We start from the raw sequence: 14,090 nt of genomic DNA, 5'->3' as shown, positions 1-14,090 counted from the left end.
CGCGACGAGCGAAGGGTATGAGATAGCGTTCGGCCCATGGCGATAGTCGGGGTGGGGATCGACCTGGTCTCCATTCCCGAGTTCGCCGAACAGGTCGACCAGCCCGGGACGGTGTTCGCCGAGACGTTCACCCCCGGTGAGCGGCGCGACGCCGCCGACAAGAGTTCGTCGGCGGCCCGCCATCTGGCCGCGCGCTGGGCGGCCAAGGAGGCCGTCATCAAGGCGTGGTCGGGGTCGCGGTTCGCCAAGCGGCCGGTGCTGCCCGAAGGCATCCACCGCGACATCGAGGTCATCACCGACATGTGGGGCAGGCCCAAGGTGCGGCTGTCCGGCGCGATCGCCGAGCACCTGAAGGATGTGACGATCCACCTGTCGTTGACCCACGAGGCGGGTACCGCCGCCGCGGTCGCCATCCTCGAAGAGCGCTAATCCGACCTCCCGCGAGGGCCCACACCCCAGTAGGCGAGCGACCGTGTCTGCACACGACACGCCGCGGATTAGCGGCACTTCGCGGTCGCTCGCGGTGAATGACTGACCCGCTAGTGTCGTCGCCATGAGCGATCTGGTGCGGCGGGTGCGTGAGGTGTTGCCGGAGATTCGGCGCGATCTGGAAGATCTGGTGCGCATCGAATCGGTGTGGGCGGACCCGGTGCGGCGCGGCGAGGTGCAACGCAGCGCCGACGCGGTGGCGAAGCTGTTGACCGACGCCGGTTTCGGTGATGTGCAGATCGTCAGCGAGGGCGGCGCGCCCGCGGTCATCGCGCGCCATCCCGCACCGGCGGGAGCGCCGACGGTGTTGTTGTATGCCCACCACGATGTGCAACCCGAAGGCGATCCGGCGCAGTGGCTTTCGCCGCCGTTCGAACCGACCGAGCGCGACGGACGCCTCTACGGTCGAGGCACTGCCGACGACAAGGCAGGCATCGCAACACATCTGGCGGCTTTCCGCGCGCACGGCGGAAACCCGCCTGTCGGCGTCACCGTGTTCGTCGAAGGGGAGGAGGAGTCGGGGTCCCCGTCACTGTCGCGACTGCTGGCCGCGCACCACGACACCCTGGCCTCCGACGTGATCGTCATCGCCGACTCCGACAACTGGAGCACTGAGGTGCCGTCGCTGACGGTGTCTCTGCGCGGGCTCGTCGACTGTGTCGTCGAGGTGGCCACGCTCGACCACGGCCTTCACTCTGGACTGTGGGGTGGGGTCGTGCCCGACGCGGTCAGCGTGCTGGTGCGGTTGTTGGCCAGCCTGCACGACGACGACGGCAACGTCGCGGTGACCGGCCTGCACGAGGGTGTGGCCGCCGACGTCGACTTCCCACCCGAGCGTGTCCGCGAGGAGACCGGACTTCTGCCGGGCGTGTCCGAGATCGGTTCGGGCTCAGTGCCGCAGCGGTTGTGGGCCAAACCGGCGATCACCATCATCGGGATCGACACGACGCCGATCGACAAGTCGTCCAACACCTTGATCCCGCGAGCACGGGCCAAGGTCAGCATGCGTATCGCGCCGGGTGCAGACGTGGAACAGCACATGCAGGCGTTGACCCGCCATCTCGAGCAGCACGCCCCGTGGGGTGCCCAGGTAACCGTCACCCGGGGTGACCACGGGCAGCCGTACGCCATCGACGCCACCGGCCCGGTCTACGACGCTGCCCGAGCGGCCTTCCGGGAGGCGTGGGGCACCGAGCCCGTCCATACCGGCGTCGGCGGTTCGATCCCGTTCATCGCCGAGTTCGCCGACGCATTCCCGTCGGCGAAGATCTTGGTGACCGGCGTGGAAGACCCTGCGACACAGGCGCACAGCGTCAACGAGAGCCTGCACCTCGGTGTGCTGGAACGCGCCGCCGTGTCCGAGGCCCTGTTGCTGGCGAACCTGGGCTCAGAGGGACGGGTCGCGTCGTAGCTTGGCGACGTGCCCGGTGGCGCGCACCAGGTGGATGCGCACCCGAGCGGACGCCGTGGCCGCTCTATTGCTTGGGCGTGAGTACCACGATGGGGATCGGGCGGGAAGTGCGTTTCTGATACTCGGCGTACGTGCCCTTGTTGACTTCGTTGACGATCCTCCATAGCCGGTCGTATGCAGGATCACTTGGTAGGACCGACCGAGCTGTAGCGCCGAAACGCTTTGGGCCCACGTTGATTTCCACGTCAGGGTGAGCCTTCAAGTTGTAATACCAGCCCGGCGACCGCGGAGCCCCGCCGTTGGACGCCGTCACCAGGTAGTCCTCACCGTCGCGGCCGTATGCCAGCGATGCTGTGCGCGGCTCGCCCGTCTTGGCGCCGACTGTATGCAACAGCAGGCTAGGAATCCACATCATCCGGTGGCCGATCCAGCCGTGGGTCTTCTGGTACACCTTGTCGTGAAACCGCATGTATCCGAAGAGCGCCTTCTCGACGAGGGAATTCATGGTGATGAGTATTGCTGCGCCGATAAGGCTTCTTGACCAGAACAGCTCAAACGGACAGGTCGCGTCGTAGCTTGGCGACGTGCCCGGTGGCGCGCACGTTGTACTGGGCGACCTCGATCTTGCCCTTCTCGTCGACGACGAACGTCGACCGGATCACACCCTGAACGGTCTTGCCGTACATCGTCTTTTCCCCGAACGCGCCCCACGCGGTGAGTACTTCACGATCCGGATCGCACAGCAGCGGGAAGGTCAGCTTCTCCTTGTCGCGGAACTTGGCCAGCTTCTCCGGCTTGTCCGGTGAGATGCCGATGACATCGAGGCCGGCATCGCTGAGTTCGTGGAGGTTGTCGCGGAAATCGCAGGCCTGTTTGGTGCAGCCGGGGGTCGAGGCCGCCGGATAGAAGTACACGATGACCTTGCGGCCCTTGAAGTCGGACAGCTTGACGGTGTTGCCGTCGGCGTCGGGCAGGCTGAATGCAGGGGCTTTGTCGCCGACCTCGAGTCGCGGAGTCTGTGGCATGCGCGGGCATCCCTTCTGTCGACCGGTGCGCTACAGCGAGCGCGGGCTGCTCTAGGGTAGATCGGCAGGCTCCATCTGGGAGCACCGACTTGGACGGCTTGGAGGCGCACGTGGCAGACCGCGATCCCGAGACCATCAAGCAGGACATCGACCAGGCTCGGGAGCAACTCGCGGCGACGGTGGACACCCTCGCCGAGCGTGCCAACCCCAGTCGATTGCTCGATGACGCCAAGTCGGCGGCAATCCGATTTGTGACGAAACCCGCAGTCGCGGTGTCTTTTGCCGGCGTCGGAGTCGTTGCGCTCGTGCTCGTCGTGCGCCGGATTCGGCAGAACTGAGCGAACGCTCGCAGCGCCGTCGCGGCGTGCGGAACAGGTCGGAGAACGAGAAACCAGGGGGATTGGCGACCCGGCCGAGCCGGTTGCAGCTGTACACAGCGACCGGAATCTGGGCAGTTACTTCGGGGGACGCACCCGCGCCCGCTCCGTCTGCCGCAAATGAACCGCCAGGCTGCGCCATCAGCTAAGTCCCTTATTCCTTCCGGCTTTTTGCTGCTTTTGTGCTTCTCGTAGGTCAGCTAACGTGACTGTAGCAGACCGCTCTCTTTTATCGCAGCTTGAACCGTACAAAGTCCAGGGGGACAGCATCTCCGCAACGGTGCAGATGGTGAGATCTTCGTCTCCATAAGCCACGTTATGTAGTCCGCAGCACACATCTCGCACACGACAGCAGATTGATGTCCAAAATTTACGCAACCGTGATCCGGCAACGTCACCGTGGACGTTTGCGCGCGTCACCGCGTGGGAAAGGAGAACGCGACCGTGACGCACTGTCACGGTCGCACTCAATCGAAGCTTGTGCGCCGTCAGGGTTTCGAACCCCGGACCCGCTGATTAAGAGTCAGCTGCTCTACCAACTGAGCTAACGGCGCGCGGGTGCGACAATAACAGGACTTGCTGTGCAGGACGAAATCTCCGGCCCCGACGTCGCCTCGACGATGTCCGCGTCGCAACCCGTGCTCGATTTTGCCCTTAGACTGTTGCCAAGAATCATCGATCCCGTAGTCCCTGGTTGTGAGGTGGAGTAAGCAATGTGGCGAGTCCGTTCAGTGGCCCGTCCGCGTCGACGTGCATGGTTGGTGACCGTTGCACTGATCCCCGCCATGGCGCTCGCATTGTCGGCATGCGGCGGTAACTCGGCGCCGCAGCAGCCCCAGGTGATCGACGACAAGGGAACTCCGTTCGGAGACCTGCTCGTCCCGAAGCTGATCGCATCGGTGACCGACGGTGCCGTGGGCGTCAGTGTGGACTCGCCGGTGACCATCAGCGCGGAGGACGGCGTGCTCGAATCGGTCACCATGGTGAACGAGTCCGGCAAGTCGGTCGCGGGGGTCTTGAGCCCGGACGGGCTGACCTGGTCGACCACCGAACCACTGGGCTACAACAAGCGCTACACGCTCACGGCCGAATCGCTAGGGCTCGGCGGCGCCACCACCCGGCGGATGGCCTTCGAGACCCATTCGCCCGAGAACCTGACCATGCCGTATGTGCTGCCCAACAACGGTGAGGTGGTCGGAGTCGGACAACCGGTCGCCGTTCGGTTCGACGAGAGCATCACCAACCGGGTGGCCGCGCAGAAGGCCATCAAGATCAAGACCGATCCTCCGGTCGAAGGCGCGTTCTACTGGCTGAGCAACCAAGAGGTGCGGTGGCGGCCCGCGAACTACTGGAAGCCCGGCACGAAGGTCGACGTCGCGGTGAACACCTACGGCGTCGACCTCGGAGACGGCCTCTTCGGTCAGGAGAACGTCAGCACGAGCTTCACGATCGGCGATGAGGTCATCACCAGCATCGACGACAGCACGAAGACGCTGACGGTCAAGCGCAACGGCGAGGTGATCAAGACCATGCCGGTGTCGATGGGCAAGAACAGCACGCCCACCAACAACGGCGTCTACATCGTCGGGGACCGGCGCTCACACATGGTGATGGACTCTTCGACTTACGGAGTTCCGGTCAACTCCGCCAACGGGTATCGCACAGAGGTGGATTGGGCCACCCAGATCTCCTACAGCGGCATCTACGTCCACGCCGCGCCGTGGTCGGTGGGCAGTCAGGGCTACAGCAACGTCAGCCATGGGTGCATCAACGTCAGCACGAGCAATGGGCGGTGGTTCCACGACAACTCCAAGCGCGGAGACGTCGTTGAGATCGTCAACACCGTCGGGTCGACGCTGCCGGGCACCGACGGTCTCGGGGACTGGAACATCCCGTGGGATCAGTGGAAGGCCGGCAACGCCAACCTCTGACGTGAGCAGCTGACAGGGCGCAGCGCGTCAGCGCCGAAAGCCCCTCAGCGCCGCCCCGTAAGTGACACCTGAGCCGAAATGCGCCCGGAATTTCGCCATCGGCTCACGGATCGGCGCCATACCCCCTGCCGACGGTCGAAAAAAGAGTCAGGGAGCGAAGATTCGCTCCCTGACTCATTGGGGTGGCTGACGGGACTCGAACCCGCGACATCCAGGATCACAACCTGGTGCTCTACCAACTGAACTACAGCCACCATCGCCGCGAACCCTGGTGGGCACGGCGGCGACGTCGATACTAACCGCTCGAACGCTCGGCGGCCGAATCGATGTCGTCGGCGCTCTCGTTCGGCGGCCCCAATTCTTGGGCCACGGCCGCGATATCGCTGGTCGACGGCCCGGGTGGGGCCACGAACGCGGTGCGGCGGTAGTACTGCAGCTCACGGATCGACTCGTGGATGTCGGCCAGCGCACGGTGCGCGAGGCCCTTCTCGGGCTGCCCGAAGTAGATGCGGGGATACCAGCGCCTGCACAACTCCTTGATCGAGCTCACGTCGATCATCCGGTAGTGCAGGTAGTCGTCGAGCTTGGGCATGTCGCGGGCGATGAAGCCGCGGTCGGTGGCGATCGAGTTGCCCGCCAGCGGCGCCGTCTTGGCCTGTTTGACGTGGGTGCGGATGTAGTCGAGGACCAGCTCCTCGGCTTCGGGCACCGTGACGGTCGACGCCTTGACCTCGTCGATCAACCCCGAGCGGGTGTGCATCTCGGTGACCACCGGGATCATCGACGCCAACGCTTCGTCGTCGGTGTGGATGACGACGTCGATGCCGTCGCCGAGAATGTTGAGGTCAGCGTCTGTCACCAGCACCGCGATTTCGATGAGCCGGTCGGTCTTGAGATCCAGGCCCGTCATCTCGCAGTCGATCCACACCAGTTCGTCACGCACGACGCTCACATTAAGCCTTGCCGCTGCATGCGGCCCGTTGCACCCCGTCCGTCGGGTGCGTCGCGGGCGTTAGGGTGCCAGCCATGGCCAGTGAGTCCACGCCCACCCCCGCACAGAAGATCGCCGCAGGTTACGCCGCCGAAGGGGCCGCGCTGGAGCTTGGCTCCGTCGTCATCGACGGCGCCTGTGATCCGACCGCGCAGGTTCGCATCCCGCTGGCCACCGTCAACCGCCACGGCCTGATCGCCGGCGCCACCGGTACCGGCAAGACGAAATCGCTGCAGGTGCTCGCCGAACAGCTTTCGGCGGCGGGGGTGCCGTGTGTGATGGCCGACGTCAAGGGTGACCTCTCCGGGCTGTCGCGACCCGGCGAGGCCAACGAGAACGTCACCGCGCGGGCCGCCGACACCGGTGACGACTGGGCGCCGACGGCGTATCCCATCGAGTTCCTGTCGCTGGGCACCACCGGTATCGGGGTACCGGTGCGCGCGACGATTTCCAGTTTCGGCCCGATCCTGCTGTCGAAGGTGCTCGGGCTGAACGCGACGCAGGAGTCGACCTTGGGCCTGATCTTTCACTGGGCCGACCAGCAGGGCCTTTCGCTGCTGGACCTCAAGGACCTGCGCGCGGTGATCCAGTACCTCACCAGCGACGAGGGCAAGCCCGAGCTCAAGGCGCTCGGCGCGGTGTCCACCACGACCGCGGGGGTGATCCTGCGGGCGCTGATCAATCTCGAGGCCGACGGCGGTGACACGTTCTTCGGAGAGCCCGAACTCGAGCCCGAGGACCTGCTGCGGGTCGACGAGCAGGGCCGCGGCATCATCACGCTGCTCGAGCTCGGCAGCCAGGCCGCCCGTCCGGTGATGTTCTCCACCTTCCTAATGTGGGTGCTTGCCGACCTGTTCGCGACGCTTCCGGAGGTCGGCGACCTCGACAAGCCGAAACTTGTCTTCTTCTTTGACGAGGCGCACCTGCTGTTCTCCGACGCATCCAAGGCGTTCCTCGAACAGGTCGAGCAGACGGTCAAGCTGATCCGGTCCAAGGGGGTCGGGGTGTTCTTCTGCACGCAGTTGCCCACCGACGTGCCCAACGACGTCCTGTCCCAGTTGGGTGCGCGTATTCAGCACGCGCTGCGCGCATTCACACCCGACGACGAGAAGGCTCTGTCGAAGACCGTGCGCACATATCCCAAAACCGATGTCTACGACCTGAAGTCGGCCTTGACGTCGCTGGGTATCGGCGAGGCGATCGTCACCGTGTTGTCGGAGAAGGGCGCGCCGACACCAGTGGCATGGACCCGGATGCGAGCCCCGCGATCGCTGATGGACACCATCGGTCCAGATGCGATCACCGCCGCCGCGAAAGCCAGTGCGCTGCAGGCTGAATACGGCCAGACCATCGACCGGGAGTCCGCCTACGAGCGGCTCAACGCGCGGTTGGCCCCGCCGGAGGAGCCCCTCGCCGCGCCTGACGCCTTACCGCCGCCGCTGCCTCCGGTGCCGCAGGGCGGTGGGGCCAGCGCCTCGGGTCAGGTCAAGTCTCGCGACACCGCAGAGCCGTCGATGGTGGAGAAGGTCGTCAGCAGTCCGGCTTTCAAGAGCGCGATGCGCTCGGCGGGCACGGTGATCGGCCGCGAGATCACCCGCAGCATCTTCGGCACCGGGCGCAGGCGCAGCCGTCGTCGTCGCTAGTGGCGCCGAAACTGCATTCCCGCAGCGAAAGTGCGAGAAGGGCCCTGCCGGAATGCAGGTTCGCGGCGGCAGGAGAACGCTCAGCTGCCGCCGAGCTTCTTGTAGACGGCGCCGACGATCGGCGTCACGATCGCGCGCGGCGTGTACCCCGCCGCAACCGACATCGCCTTCGACGTCACGCCGGGGACGACGCGCATCTTGTTGCGCTCCAACGCATCCAACGACTGCTTGGCGGTGTACTGCGTGGAGATCCACAGAAAGTCCGGAATCACCTTCTCCACCAGCGACTGCTCGTCGGGGTCCGGCAGCGCCTCGCGCACGGGCCCCGGCGCCAACAACGTCACGTGCACCCCGTCCTTCTTGAGCTCGCCGCGCAGCGACTCGCTGAACGTGTTGACGAACGCCTTGCTCGCGGCATAGGTCGCGTTGTTGGGAATCGGTGAATTGCCCGCCGCGGAGCCGGAGATGAGGATCCCGCCGGCCTTGCGCTGCACCATTCCCGGCAGGACGGCGAGCACGAGGTCGTGCACGCCCAACACGTTGAGTTGGACTTGCGCCTTCTCGTCCGCCGGATCCAGCGACGACACCGGGCCGAACGTCGCGGTGCCCGCGTTTGCGCACAGAATCGAGATGTTGCGAGTCGCCAACTCGTCGCACAGCTTCGTGCGCTCCGTGGGGTCGGCCAGATCGACGGGTCGCACCTCCACCGTCACGCCGTACTGCTGCACCAGGCGGCCGGCAAGCGCCCGCAGCACCTCCTCGCGGCGCGCAGTGATGATCAGGTGATGTCCGCGGGCCGCGAGTTCGGTGGCCAGCGATTCGCCGATGTTCTGGGACGCGCCGGTGACCACGGCGCGGGCGTCGGCGCTGGGTGCGGGTACTGGCATGCGCCGGACTATATCGTGGGCGGACCATGAGCCACCCACCCGATTCCGGCGCCCCTCGGGCGGCTCGCCGCCAGATCATCTCCTGGGCGCTGTGGGATTTCGGCGCGACCGGATTGAACGCGGTGGTCGTGACCTTCGTGTTCTCGATCTACCTGACCAATGCCGTCGGTGACGACCTGCCCGGCGGCACCAGCGCCACCAGCTGGCTGGGCTGGTCGCTGGGCGCGGCCGGCGTGGTCGTCGCGCTGCTGGCTCCGGTGACGGGAGTGTGGGTCGACGCCCCGTGGCGACGGCGCCGCGTGCTAGCCGTGCTCAGCGCGCTGGCGGTCGTCCTGATCGCCTCGATGAGCTCAGTTCGCGACGACTACCGCTACCTGGCGCTGGGTCTGGTGCTCCTGGGTTGCGCGTCGGCGTGCAACGAGCTCGCCACTGTGCCCTACAACGCGATGCTGCGCCAACTGTCGACTCCGCAGACCTCCGGCCAGATCTCCGGATTCGGGCTCGGCCTGGGCTATTTCGGCAGTGTCACCCTGCTGTTGGTCGTGTACTTCGGGTTCATCACCGGCGACGGCGGTTTGTTCGGTCTGCCAGTCGAGGACGGCGGAAACGTCAGGGCCGCCATGGTTTTCACGGCCGTCTGGTTCGGGCTGTTCGCTCTGCCGGTGCTGATCGCCGGACCCAGCGCCGAACCCGACCCGCTGGATCAACGGCAGGCCGTCGGGTTCATCGGCGGGTACCGCAAGTTGTGGGCCGACATCCGCAGCGAATGGCGGCGTGACCACAACGTGGTGTACTACCTGCTGGCCAGCGCGGTGTTCCGCGATGGGCTGACCGGGATATTCGCGTTCGGGGCGGTACTGGGCGTGCGGGTCTACGGCGTGTCCGAGGCCGATGTGCTGCTGTTCGGGGTGTGCGCCAGCACCGTCGCCGCCCTCGGCGCGGTCGGCGGCGGATTTCTCGACGACCGGTTCGGGGCCAAACCCGTCATCGTCGTCGCGCTGAGCGGGATGATCGCGGTCGGCCTCATCTTGATGTCGCTCAACGGGGTCCTGGCGTTCTGGATCTGCGGACTGCTGCTCTGCTTGTTCATCGGGCCGACGCTGTCCGCGGCGCGGACGCTGATGCTGCGCATGTCCGCCGAGGGTAAGGAGGGCGTCGCGTTCGGGCTCTACACCACCACCGGCCGCGCTGTTTCCTACCTTGCGCCCATGCTGTTCTCGGTCTTCATCGCCGTCTTCGGCACCGACCGAGCGGGGATGGGTGGGCTGGTCGTGGTCCTCGCCGCCGGCCTGATCGCGATGCTCGCCGTGCGGGTTCCGCGGCGTGCGCCCGCCTAACCGCTGGCCGTGCAGATGGTCAGGCCGGCCCCCGTGCGCTTCTGCACCACCGAACCGTCGACGGAGATCGAACAGTTCACCTCGCGGCCGACGTTGATGATGCTGATGCTCGCCGTCGCCGCCGCCGACTCGGACAACTCCACTTCCTTGCTCCAGGGCAGCATCACGTTGAACTCGGTCTGCAGCAGACCGCCGGTGTCGACGTAGGTGATGTTGATCGCGCGCCCGGAACCGCTGACGACGTAAACGACGGTCTGGGTGACGCCAGGAGTCGTCGTACCAGGGGCACCGGGTGCGCCGGGCGTGCTGGGCACCGTGGGGACCGTGGGCACCGTGGGCCGCGTCGTGCGCGGAACGGTCGGGCGCGGCGCCGGTGTCGGATTCGGCGTGTTGAAGTCGGGCTCTTGCATCGGGGGCGGCGCGACGACCGTCTGCTGTTGCGAACTGTTGACGACGACCAACGCGATCACCAGGCCGAGCACGGTCAGCACCGCGATACCCGCGGCGACCCACAACCAGCGGGGTGACTTCGGGTCCTCGGGCGGCGGGGGCGGATCGCCCGACGGGTAGGGCGCCCCGTACTGGTTCGAACCGTAGGTCTCGTACCCATACGCGCCGTACGTCGGCAGATGCTGAGTCGGAGCGGGATCGGGCGGTGCCTGATAGGTGGGGCCGTACGCCTGGCTGGCGTATGCCGGATCGCTGTATCCGGAATAGCCGTAGCCCTGCGGTTGCTCCCCGCGGCCGTAACCCGACTGCTCGTCGCGGCCGGGCTGTGGTGTACCGGTCATACCCACCTCATGCGTGCGAGGGTACCTGTGCGACCGCCCAACAGGCGCAGGTCGTCACTGGACTTGCCTGGGTAGGCACAATTGGTCCGGTGGGAGAGCAGGTTCGCAGAGTCTATGGCGCATCCATGTCGCCGGACGCCACCGCGTTCGCACATCTGGTCGATGACGGTGGCTTTCCGCGCGCAGTGCAGCGTTTCCTGCGCGGCTGGCGGGCGAGCTCGTCGCGAGACGTCGAGCTGCCGGTCGAAGGTCCGGTGACGCGCGTACTGCATTCGGCCGACGGCCACTGGCTCGCATGTGAGGTCGCACCCGAGGGCAGCACCCGCACCCAGATCTGGGTCGTGACAACCGATCCCGACGACCGCGACGCCCGCCGCATCGACTCGTGGACGCCAGGAGCGCCCGAGGGCACCGCCGAACTGATCGCCTGGGACGGCACCCTGGTGGCGGCGATCCTCACCGGCGAGGACGGCGTCGGTAGCTCCTGCCTGATCGACCCGGCCACCGGCCGCACCACCGTGCTGGACCGCCGCTCGAGCGGCCGTCTGGTCGACGCCTGGGCGGGCGCCGCACTCGTGCGCGTCGGACCGCGCGGTTACCGGGATCTGATCATGCTGCGCGGACGCACCGAAACCGCGCTGCTGCCATACGATCCAGGGTCGACCACCGACACCGGCATCATCCTCGACGACCACTACGCACGCCGATTGCGCGCCGGCCTGGAGGGCGAGCTCACCAAGCTCTACCAGCCGGCGAGTACCTACGACGCCGACAGCACCGAAGGCTATGTGCGGGCCCTGATCCGCAGCGAGAACGGCACCGAACATGCGCGACTTCTCGAGGTGACGGTCACCGCCGACGGCGTGGCCTACCAGGTCATCGCCGAACGTCCCGGCTATGAACTCGACGAGTTCACCGTGAGTGACGATCTGTCGACCGTGGCCGTTCTCTGGAACATCCACGGTGCCAGCGAGTTACAGATCATGGAACGTACCGACCACACACTGCAGCCGCCGATCCCGTTGCCGGGGATGGTGGCCACCCAGTTGAGCATCAGTGCCGGTGGCTCGATGCTGGCCATGACCGTCGAAGGCCCGTCCACCCCGCCGACCGTCGAACTGGTCGACCCGCGTACGCGGGAGTGGGAGATCGTCGACCGCGAGCCCAGCTCCGGACCGGTGTCACCGGACCCGACCCTGGAACGGGTCACCGCACGCGACGGCATGGAATTCACCGGGTGGCTCTTTCGGCCGCGCGACGGAGTCCCGGTGATCGGCGCGATGCTGTTTCTGCATGGCGGGCCGGAGGGGCAGGGGAGGCCCGGCTACAACGAGTTCTTCCCCGCGTTGCTCGAAGAGGGCATCAGTGTGTTCCTGCCCAACGTCCGTGGCTCGGGCGGGTTCGGCAGAACCTTTATGCACGCCGACGACAAGGAGCGACGGTTCGCCGCGATCGACGACGTCGCCGACGCGGTCGACTACCTGGTCGAGCGTGAGGTCGCTCCGGCCGACCGGATCGCATGTTGCGGATGGTCCTACGGTGGCTACCTGACCCAGGCGGCGCTCACCTTCCACCCCGACCGGTTCGCCGCCGGAATCAGCATCTGCGGAATGAGCGATCTCAACACCTGGTACCGCAACACCGAACCATGGATCGCCGCCGCGGCATATTCGAAGTACGGCCACCCGATCGGCGACCGCGAACTGCTCGATCAGCTATCGCCGTTACAACGTGTCGATGCCATGACCGCGCCGTTGCTGTTGGTGCACGGCGCCAACGACACCAATGTGCCCCCCACCGAATCTCAGCAAATGTTCGAAGCGCTGCAGGCACTTAACCGAAAAGTGGAACTGCTGATGTTCGACGACGACGGACACGAGATCGACCGGCGTGAGAATCGCGCCGTACTGGTCAAAGCCATGCGCGAGTGGCTGATTGCCGCATTCAGCCCGAATCCGAATCCGTAACCGAATCGTTCTCCGTAGCCACGTTTACCGAAATTGTCTGCCGGGTAAACGCTTCGCACGCGTCGATCCGGCGCGACAAAGGAGGCGCAGCATGCGAGGTGGCGGAATTCTCGGCGTTTTGGTGCTCGTCTGGTTGCTGATCGGTGCCTTCGCCGCCTACCAGCGCGGCTATTTCGAAACCAGTGAAACCAATTGCGCGACAGCGGGAAGCATCGCTTTGACAGTGGTGGCCGGTCCGCTGAACTACGCGGGCGTCAACCCCACGGTTGAAGCCTGCAACCTGCCAGAACCCAGCCAGTGACAACTGGCACTTGCCAATTCGAAAGGAATGCTAATGATCATCCTCGGAGCGATTCTCCTCATCCTCGGACTGATCTTCGGAATCAACATCCTCTGGACCATCGGCATCATCCTCATGGTCATCGGAGCGGTGTTCTGGATTCTGGGGTCCATGGGCCGTCCCGTCGGAGGCAGACGCGCCTGGTACTAACGGGCCCGGCACTAACGGGCTAGGCGCTTAAGCGTCCCGCGCGGCCGAGGTCAGCGCCGCGACCGTCATCGCTTTCAAGACGGATCGCGGTCTGGCCTCGGCCGTTTTTGTGGCGCTCGGCTTGAGGGCGTGCGGCGTGGAGTTCAACAGCCCGAACGTCGCGTGGGCCATCAACCGGGCATCGGCCTCCGCCAGCGACTCGTCCAACCGCCGAAGCACATCGACCCAGATCTCAACGTACTGCCGTTGCGCGCGACGCACCTGACGTTTGGCTGTGGGGGGCAGATTCGCGAGATCGCGATCCTGGATGCGGATCAGGTCGGACTCCCCGAGGGCGAAGTCCAGATGGAAGTCGATCAGGCCCTCCAGCGCCGACGCGGGATCGTCGGCGCGCGCGACGACCTCGGTGGCGCCGGCCAGCAGGCGGGTGCTGATCCCGACCAGCAACTCGACCAGCAACGCTTCCTTATTCGGGAAGTGCCGATAGATCGCTGGACCGCTGACACCGGCCGCGGCGCCGATATCCTCCAGTCGCACCGCCAGGTAGCCGCGTTCCGCAACTAGGCGTTCGGCGGCGGCGATCAACTGGGATCGCCGATCCGACTTCGCCTTGCTGCGTCTGGTGGCCGCGGGCACCTCGGGGATCGGAGTTGAAGACACCGCGCCTCCCGCCCGCCTGTAGACATCTGGAGTTAATCGTGACTAACATACCACCAGTTATTCGTCATTAACTCAACGAACGGGTTTTCCG

General features: G+C 65.9%; 15 protein-coding genes and 2 tRNA genes. 9 read left to right on the top strand and 8 right to left on the bottom strand.

The annotated features are described in order from the left end of the window. The first annotated feature begins 36 nt into the window (after nt 1–36). Together A5759_RS20965 and A5759_RS20960 are read left to right on the top strand one after the other, a co-directional pair. On the top strand, nt 37–429 hold the full coding sequence (locus A5759_RS20965; RefSeq protein WP_068200951.1) for a holo-ACP synthase: 393 nt from the start codon (nt 37–39) through the stop codon (nt 427–429). Nucleotides 430–553: 124 nt separating this feature from the next. Further along, entirely contained in the window at nt 554–1,900 is a 1,347-nt protein-coding gene (locus tag A5759_RS20960; protein WP_068200948.1) for a dipeptidase, read from the top strand. A gap of 64 nt (nt 1,901–1,964) precedes the next feature. On the opposite strand, the gene A5759_RS20955 is transcribed toward A5759_RS20960, so the two are convergent. Continuing rightward, entirely contained in the window at nt 1,965–2,405 is a 441-nt protein-coding gene (locus A5759_RS20955; protein WP_068200945.1) for a nitroreductase family deazaflavin-dependent oxidoreductase, read from the bottom strand. 46 nt (nt 2,406–2,451) lie between these two features. Beyond that, on the bottom strand, nt 2,452–2,925 hold the full coding sequence (gene bcp, locus A5759_RS20950) for a thioredoxin-dependent thiol peroxidase (RefSeq protein WP_068200943.1): 474 nt from the start codon (nt 2,923–2,925) through the stop codon (nt 2,452–2,454). A gap of 110 nt (nt 2,926–3,035) precedes the next feature. On the opposite strand from bcp, the gene A5759_RS20945 reads away from it, so the two are divergent. After that, the gene (locus tag A5759_RS20945) at nt 3,036–3,263 is read left to right on the top strand and encodes a DUF3618 domain-containing protein (RefSeq protein WP_068201253.1); all 228 of its coding nucleotides are present in this window, start codon (nt 3,036–3,038) and stop codon (nt 3,261–3,263) included. 520 nt (nt 3,264–3,783) lie between these two features. Here A5759_RS20945 and A5759_RS20940 read toward each other — a convergent pair. Further along, a tRNA-Lys gene (locus tag A5759_RS20940) sits at nt 3,784–3,856 on the bottom strand. A 159-nt stretch (nt 3,857–4,015) separates the two neighbouring features. On the opposite strand from A5759_RS20940, the gene A5759_RS20935 reads away from it, so the two are divergent. Then, nucleotides 4,016–5,233 (top strand): Ig-like domain-containing protein, encoded by a 1,218-nt coding sequence (locus A5759_RS20935; protein ID WP_068200941.1) that lies wholly within the window; start codon nt 4,016–4,018, stop codon nt 5,231–5,233. 178 nt (nt 5,234–5,411) lie between these two features. Here A5759_RS20935 and A5759_RS20930 read toward each other — a convergent pair. Continuing rightward, nucleotides 5,412–5,487, bottom strand: a tRNA-His gene (locus A5759_RS20930). Between the two features lie 41 nt (nt 5,488–5,528). Further along, nucleotides 5,529–6,176 carry an oligoribonuclease gene (gene orn, locus A5759_RS20925; RefSeq protein ID WP_066840825.1) on the bottom strand — a complete coding sequence of 216 codons (648 nt, stop codon included), beginning with the start codon at nt 6,174–6,176 and terminating at the stop codon, nt 5,529–5,531. 83 nt (nt 6,177–6,259) lie between these two features. On the opposite strand from orn, the gene A5759_RS20920 reads away from it, so the two are divergent. Beyond that, on the top strand, nt 6,260–7,867 hold the full coding sequence (locus tag A5759_RS20920; protein WP_068200939.1) for a helicase HerA-like domain-containing protein: 1,608 nt from the start codon (nt 6,260–6,262) through the stop codon (nt 7,865–7,867). A gap of 80 nt (nt 7,868–7,947) precedes the next feature. Here A5759_RS20920 and cmrA read toward each other — a convergent pair whose 3' ends face one another. After that, nucleotides 7,948–8,754 carry a mycolate reductase gene (gene cmrA, locus A5759_RS20915; RefSeq protein ID WP_068200938.1) on the bottom strand — a complete coding sequence of 269 codons (807 nt, stop codon included), beginning with the start codon at nt 8,752–8,754 and terminating at the stop codon, nt 7,948–7,950. A 26-nt stretch (nt 8,755–8,780) separates the two neighbouring features. On the opposite strand from cmrA, the gene A5759_RS20910 reads away from it, so the two are divergent. Further along, nucleotides 8,781–10,091 (top strand): MFS transporter, encoded by a 1,311-nt coding sequence (locus A5759_RS20910; RefSeq protein WP_068200937.1) that lies wholly within the window; start codon nt 8,781–8,783, stop codon nt 10,089–10,091. Here the strand turns inward: A5759_RS20910 and A5759_RS20905 are convergent. Further along, nucleotides 10,088–10,882, bottom strand: a complete 795-nt coding sequence (locus A5759_RS20905) for an MmpS family transport accessory protein (RefSeq protein ID WP_068200935.1) — start codon at nt 10,880–10,882, stop codon at nt 10,088–10,090. The genes A5759_RS20910 and A5759_RS20905 overlap by 4 nt on opposite strands. 125 nt (nt 10,883–11,007) lie before the next feature. On the opposite strand from A5759_RS20905, the gene A5759_RS20900 reads away from it, so the two are divergent. The 3 genes from A5759_RS20900 to A5759_RS26165 all read left to right on the top strand — a co-directional run bounded on the left by A5759_RS20900 (nt 11,008) and on the right by A5759_RS26165 (nt 13,339). Beyond that, nucleotides 11,008–12,849 (top strand): S9 family peptidase, encoded by a 1,842-nt coding sequence (locus tag A5759_RS20900; protein ID WP_068200933.1) that lies wholly within the window; start codon nt 11,008–11,010, stop codon nt 12,847–12,849. A gap of 91 nt (nt 12,850–12,940) precedes the next feature. Beyond that, the gene (locus A5759_RS20895) at nt 12,941–13,150 is read left to right on the top strand and encodes a hypothetical protein (RefSeq protein ID WP_064396951.1); all 210 of its coding nucleotides are present in this window, start codon (nt 12,941–12,943) and stop codon (nt 13,148–13,150) included. A gap of 33 nt (nt 13,151–13,183) precedes the next feature. Then, the gene (locus tag A5759_RS26165; protein ID WP_094286318.1) at nt 13,184–13,339 is read left to right on the top strand and encodes a DUF6131 family protein; all 156 of its coding nucleotides are present in this window, start codon (nt 13,184–13,186) and stop codon (nt 13,337–13,339) included. A gap of 27 nt (nt 13,340–13,366) precedes the next feature. On the opposite strand, the gene A5759_RS20890 is transcribed toward A5759_RS26165, so the two are convergent. Beyond that, nucleotides 13,367–13,999, bottom strand: coding sequence for a TetR/AcrR family transcriptional regulator (locus tag A5759_RS20890; protein ID WP_066840729.1), 633 nt, complete (start codon nt 13,997–13,999; stop codon nt 13,367–13,369). Nucleotides 14,000–14,090 lie beyond the last annotated feature (91 nt).

It is taken from the genome of Mycobacterium sp. 852014-52144_SCH5372336 (assembly GCF_001665615.1).
GTDB classification, from domain to species: domain Bacteria; phylum Actinomycetota; class Actinomycetes; order Mycobacteriales; family Mycobacteriaceae; genus Mycobacterium; species Mycobacterium neumannii_A.
This window is presented reverse-complemented; position numbering and strand designations above follow the sequence as displayed.

What these genes read in the sequence shown, in the direction of transcription:
- A5759_RS20965 (WP_068200951.1), top strand. Translation starts at nt 37, where the DNA reads ATGGCGATAGTCGGGGTGGGGATCGACCTGGTCTCCATTCCCGAGTTC.
- A5759_RS20960 (WP_068200948.1), top strand. Translation starts at nt 554, where the DNA reads ATGAGCGATCTGGTGCGGCGGGTGCGTGAGGTGTTGCCGGAGATTCGG.
- A5759_RS20955 (WP_068200945.1), bottom strand. Translation starts at nt 2,405, where the DNA reads ATGAATTCCCTCGTCGAGAAGGCGCTCTTCGGATACATGCGGTTTCAC.
- bcp (WP_068200943.1), bottom strand. Translation starts at nt 2,925, where the DNA reads ATGCCACAGACTCCGCGACTCGAGGTCGGCGACAAAGCCCCTGCATTC.
- A5759_RS20935 (WP_068200941.1), top strand. Translation starts at nt 4,016, where the DNA reads ATGTGGCGAGTCCGTTCAGTGGCCCGTCCGCGTCGACGTGCATGGTTG.
- A5759_RS20920 (WP_068200939.1), top strand. Translation starts at nt 6,260, where the DNA reads ATGGCCAGTGAGTCCACGCCCACCCCCGCACAGAAGATCGCCGCAGGT.
- cmrA (WP_068200938.1), bottom strand. Translation starts at nt 8,754, where the DNA reads ATGCCAGTACCCGCACCCAGCGCCGACGCCCGCGCCGTGGTCACCGGC.
- A5759_RS20910 (WP_068200937.1), top strand. Translation starts at nt 8,781, where the DNA reads ATGAGCCACCCACCCGATTCCGGCGCCCCTCGGGCGGCTCGCCGCCAG.
- A5759_RS20905 (WP_068200935.1), bottom strand. Translation starts at nt 10,882, where the DNA reads ATGACCGGTACACCACAGCCCGGCCGCGACGAGCAGTCGGGTTACGGC.
- A5759_RS20900 (WP_068200933.1), top strand. Translation starts at nt 11,008, where the DNA reads ATGTCGCCGGACGCCACCGCGTTCGCACATCTGGTCGATGACGGTGGC.
- A5759_RS20895 (WP_064396951.1), top strand. Translation starts at nt 12,941, where the DNA reads ATGCGAGGTGGCGGAATTCTCGGCGTTTTGGTGCTCGTCTGGTTGCTG.
- A5759_RS26165 (WP_094286318.1), top strand. Translation starts at nt 13,184, where the DNA reads ATGATCATCCTCGGAGCGATTCTCCTCATCCTCGGACTGATCTTCGGA.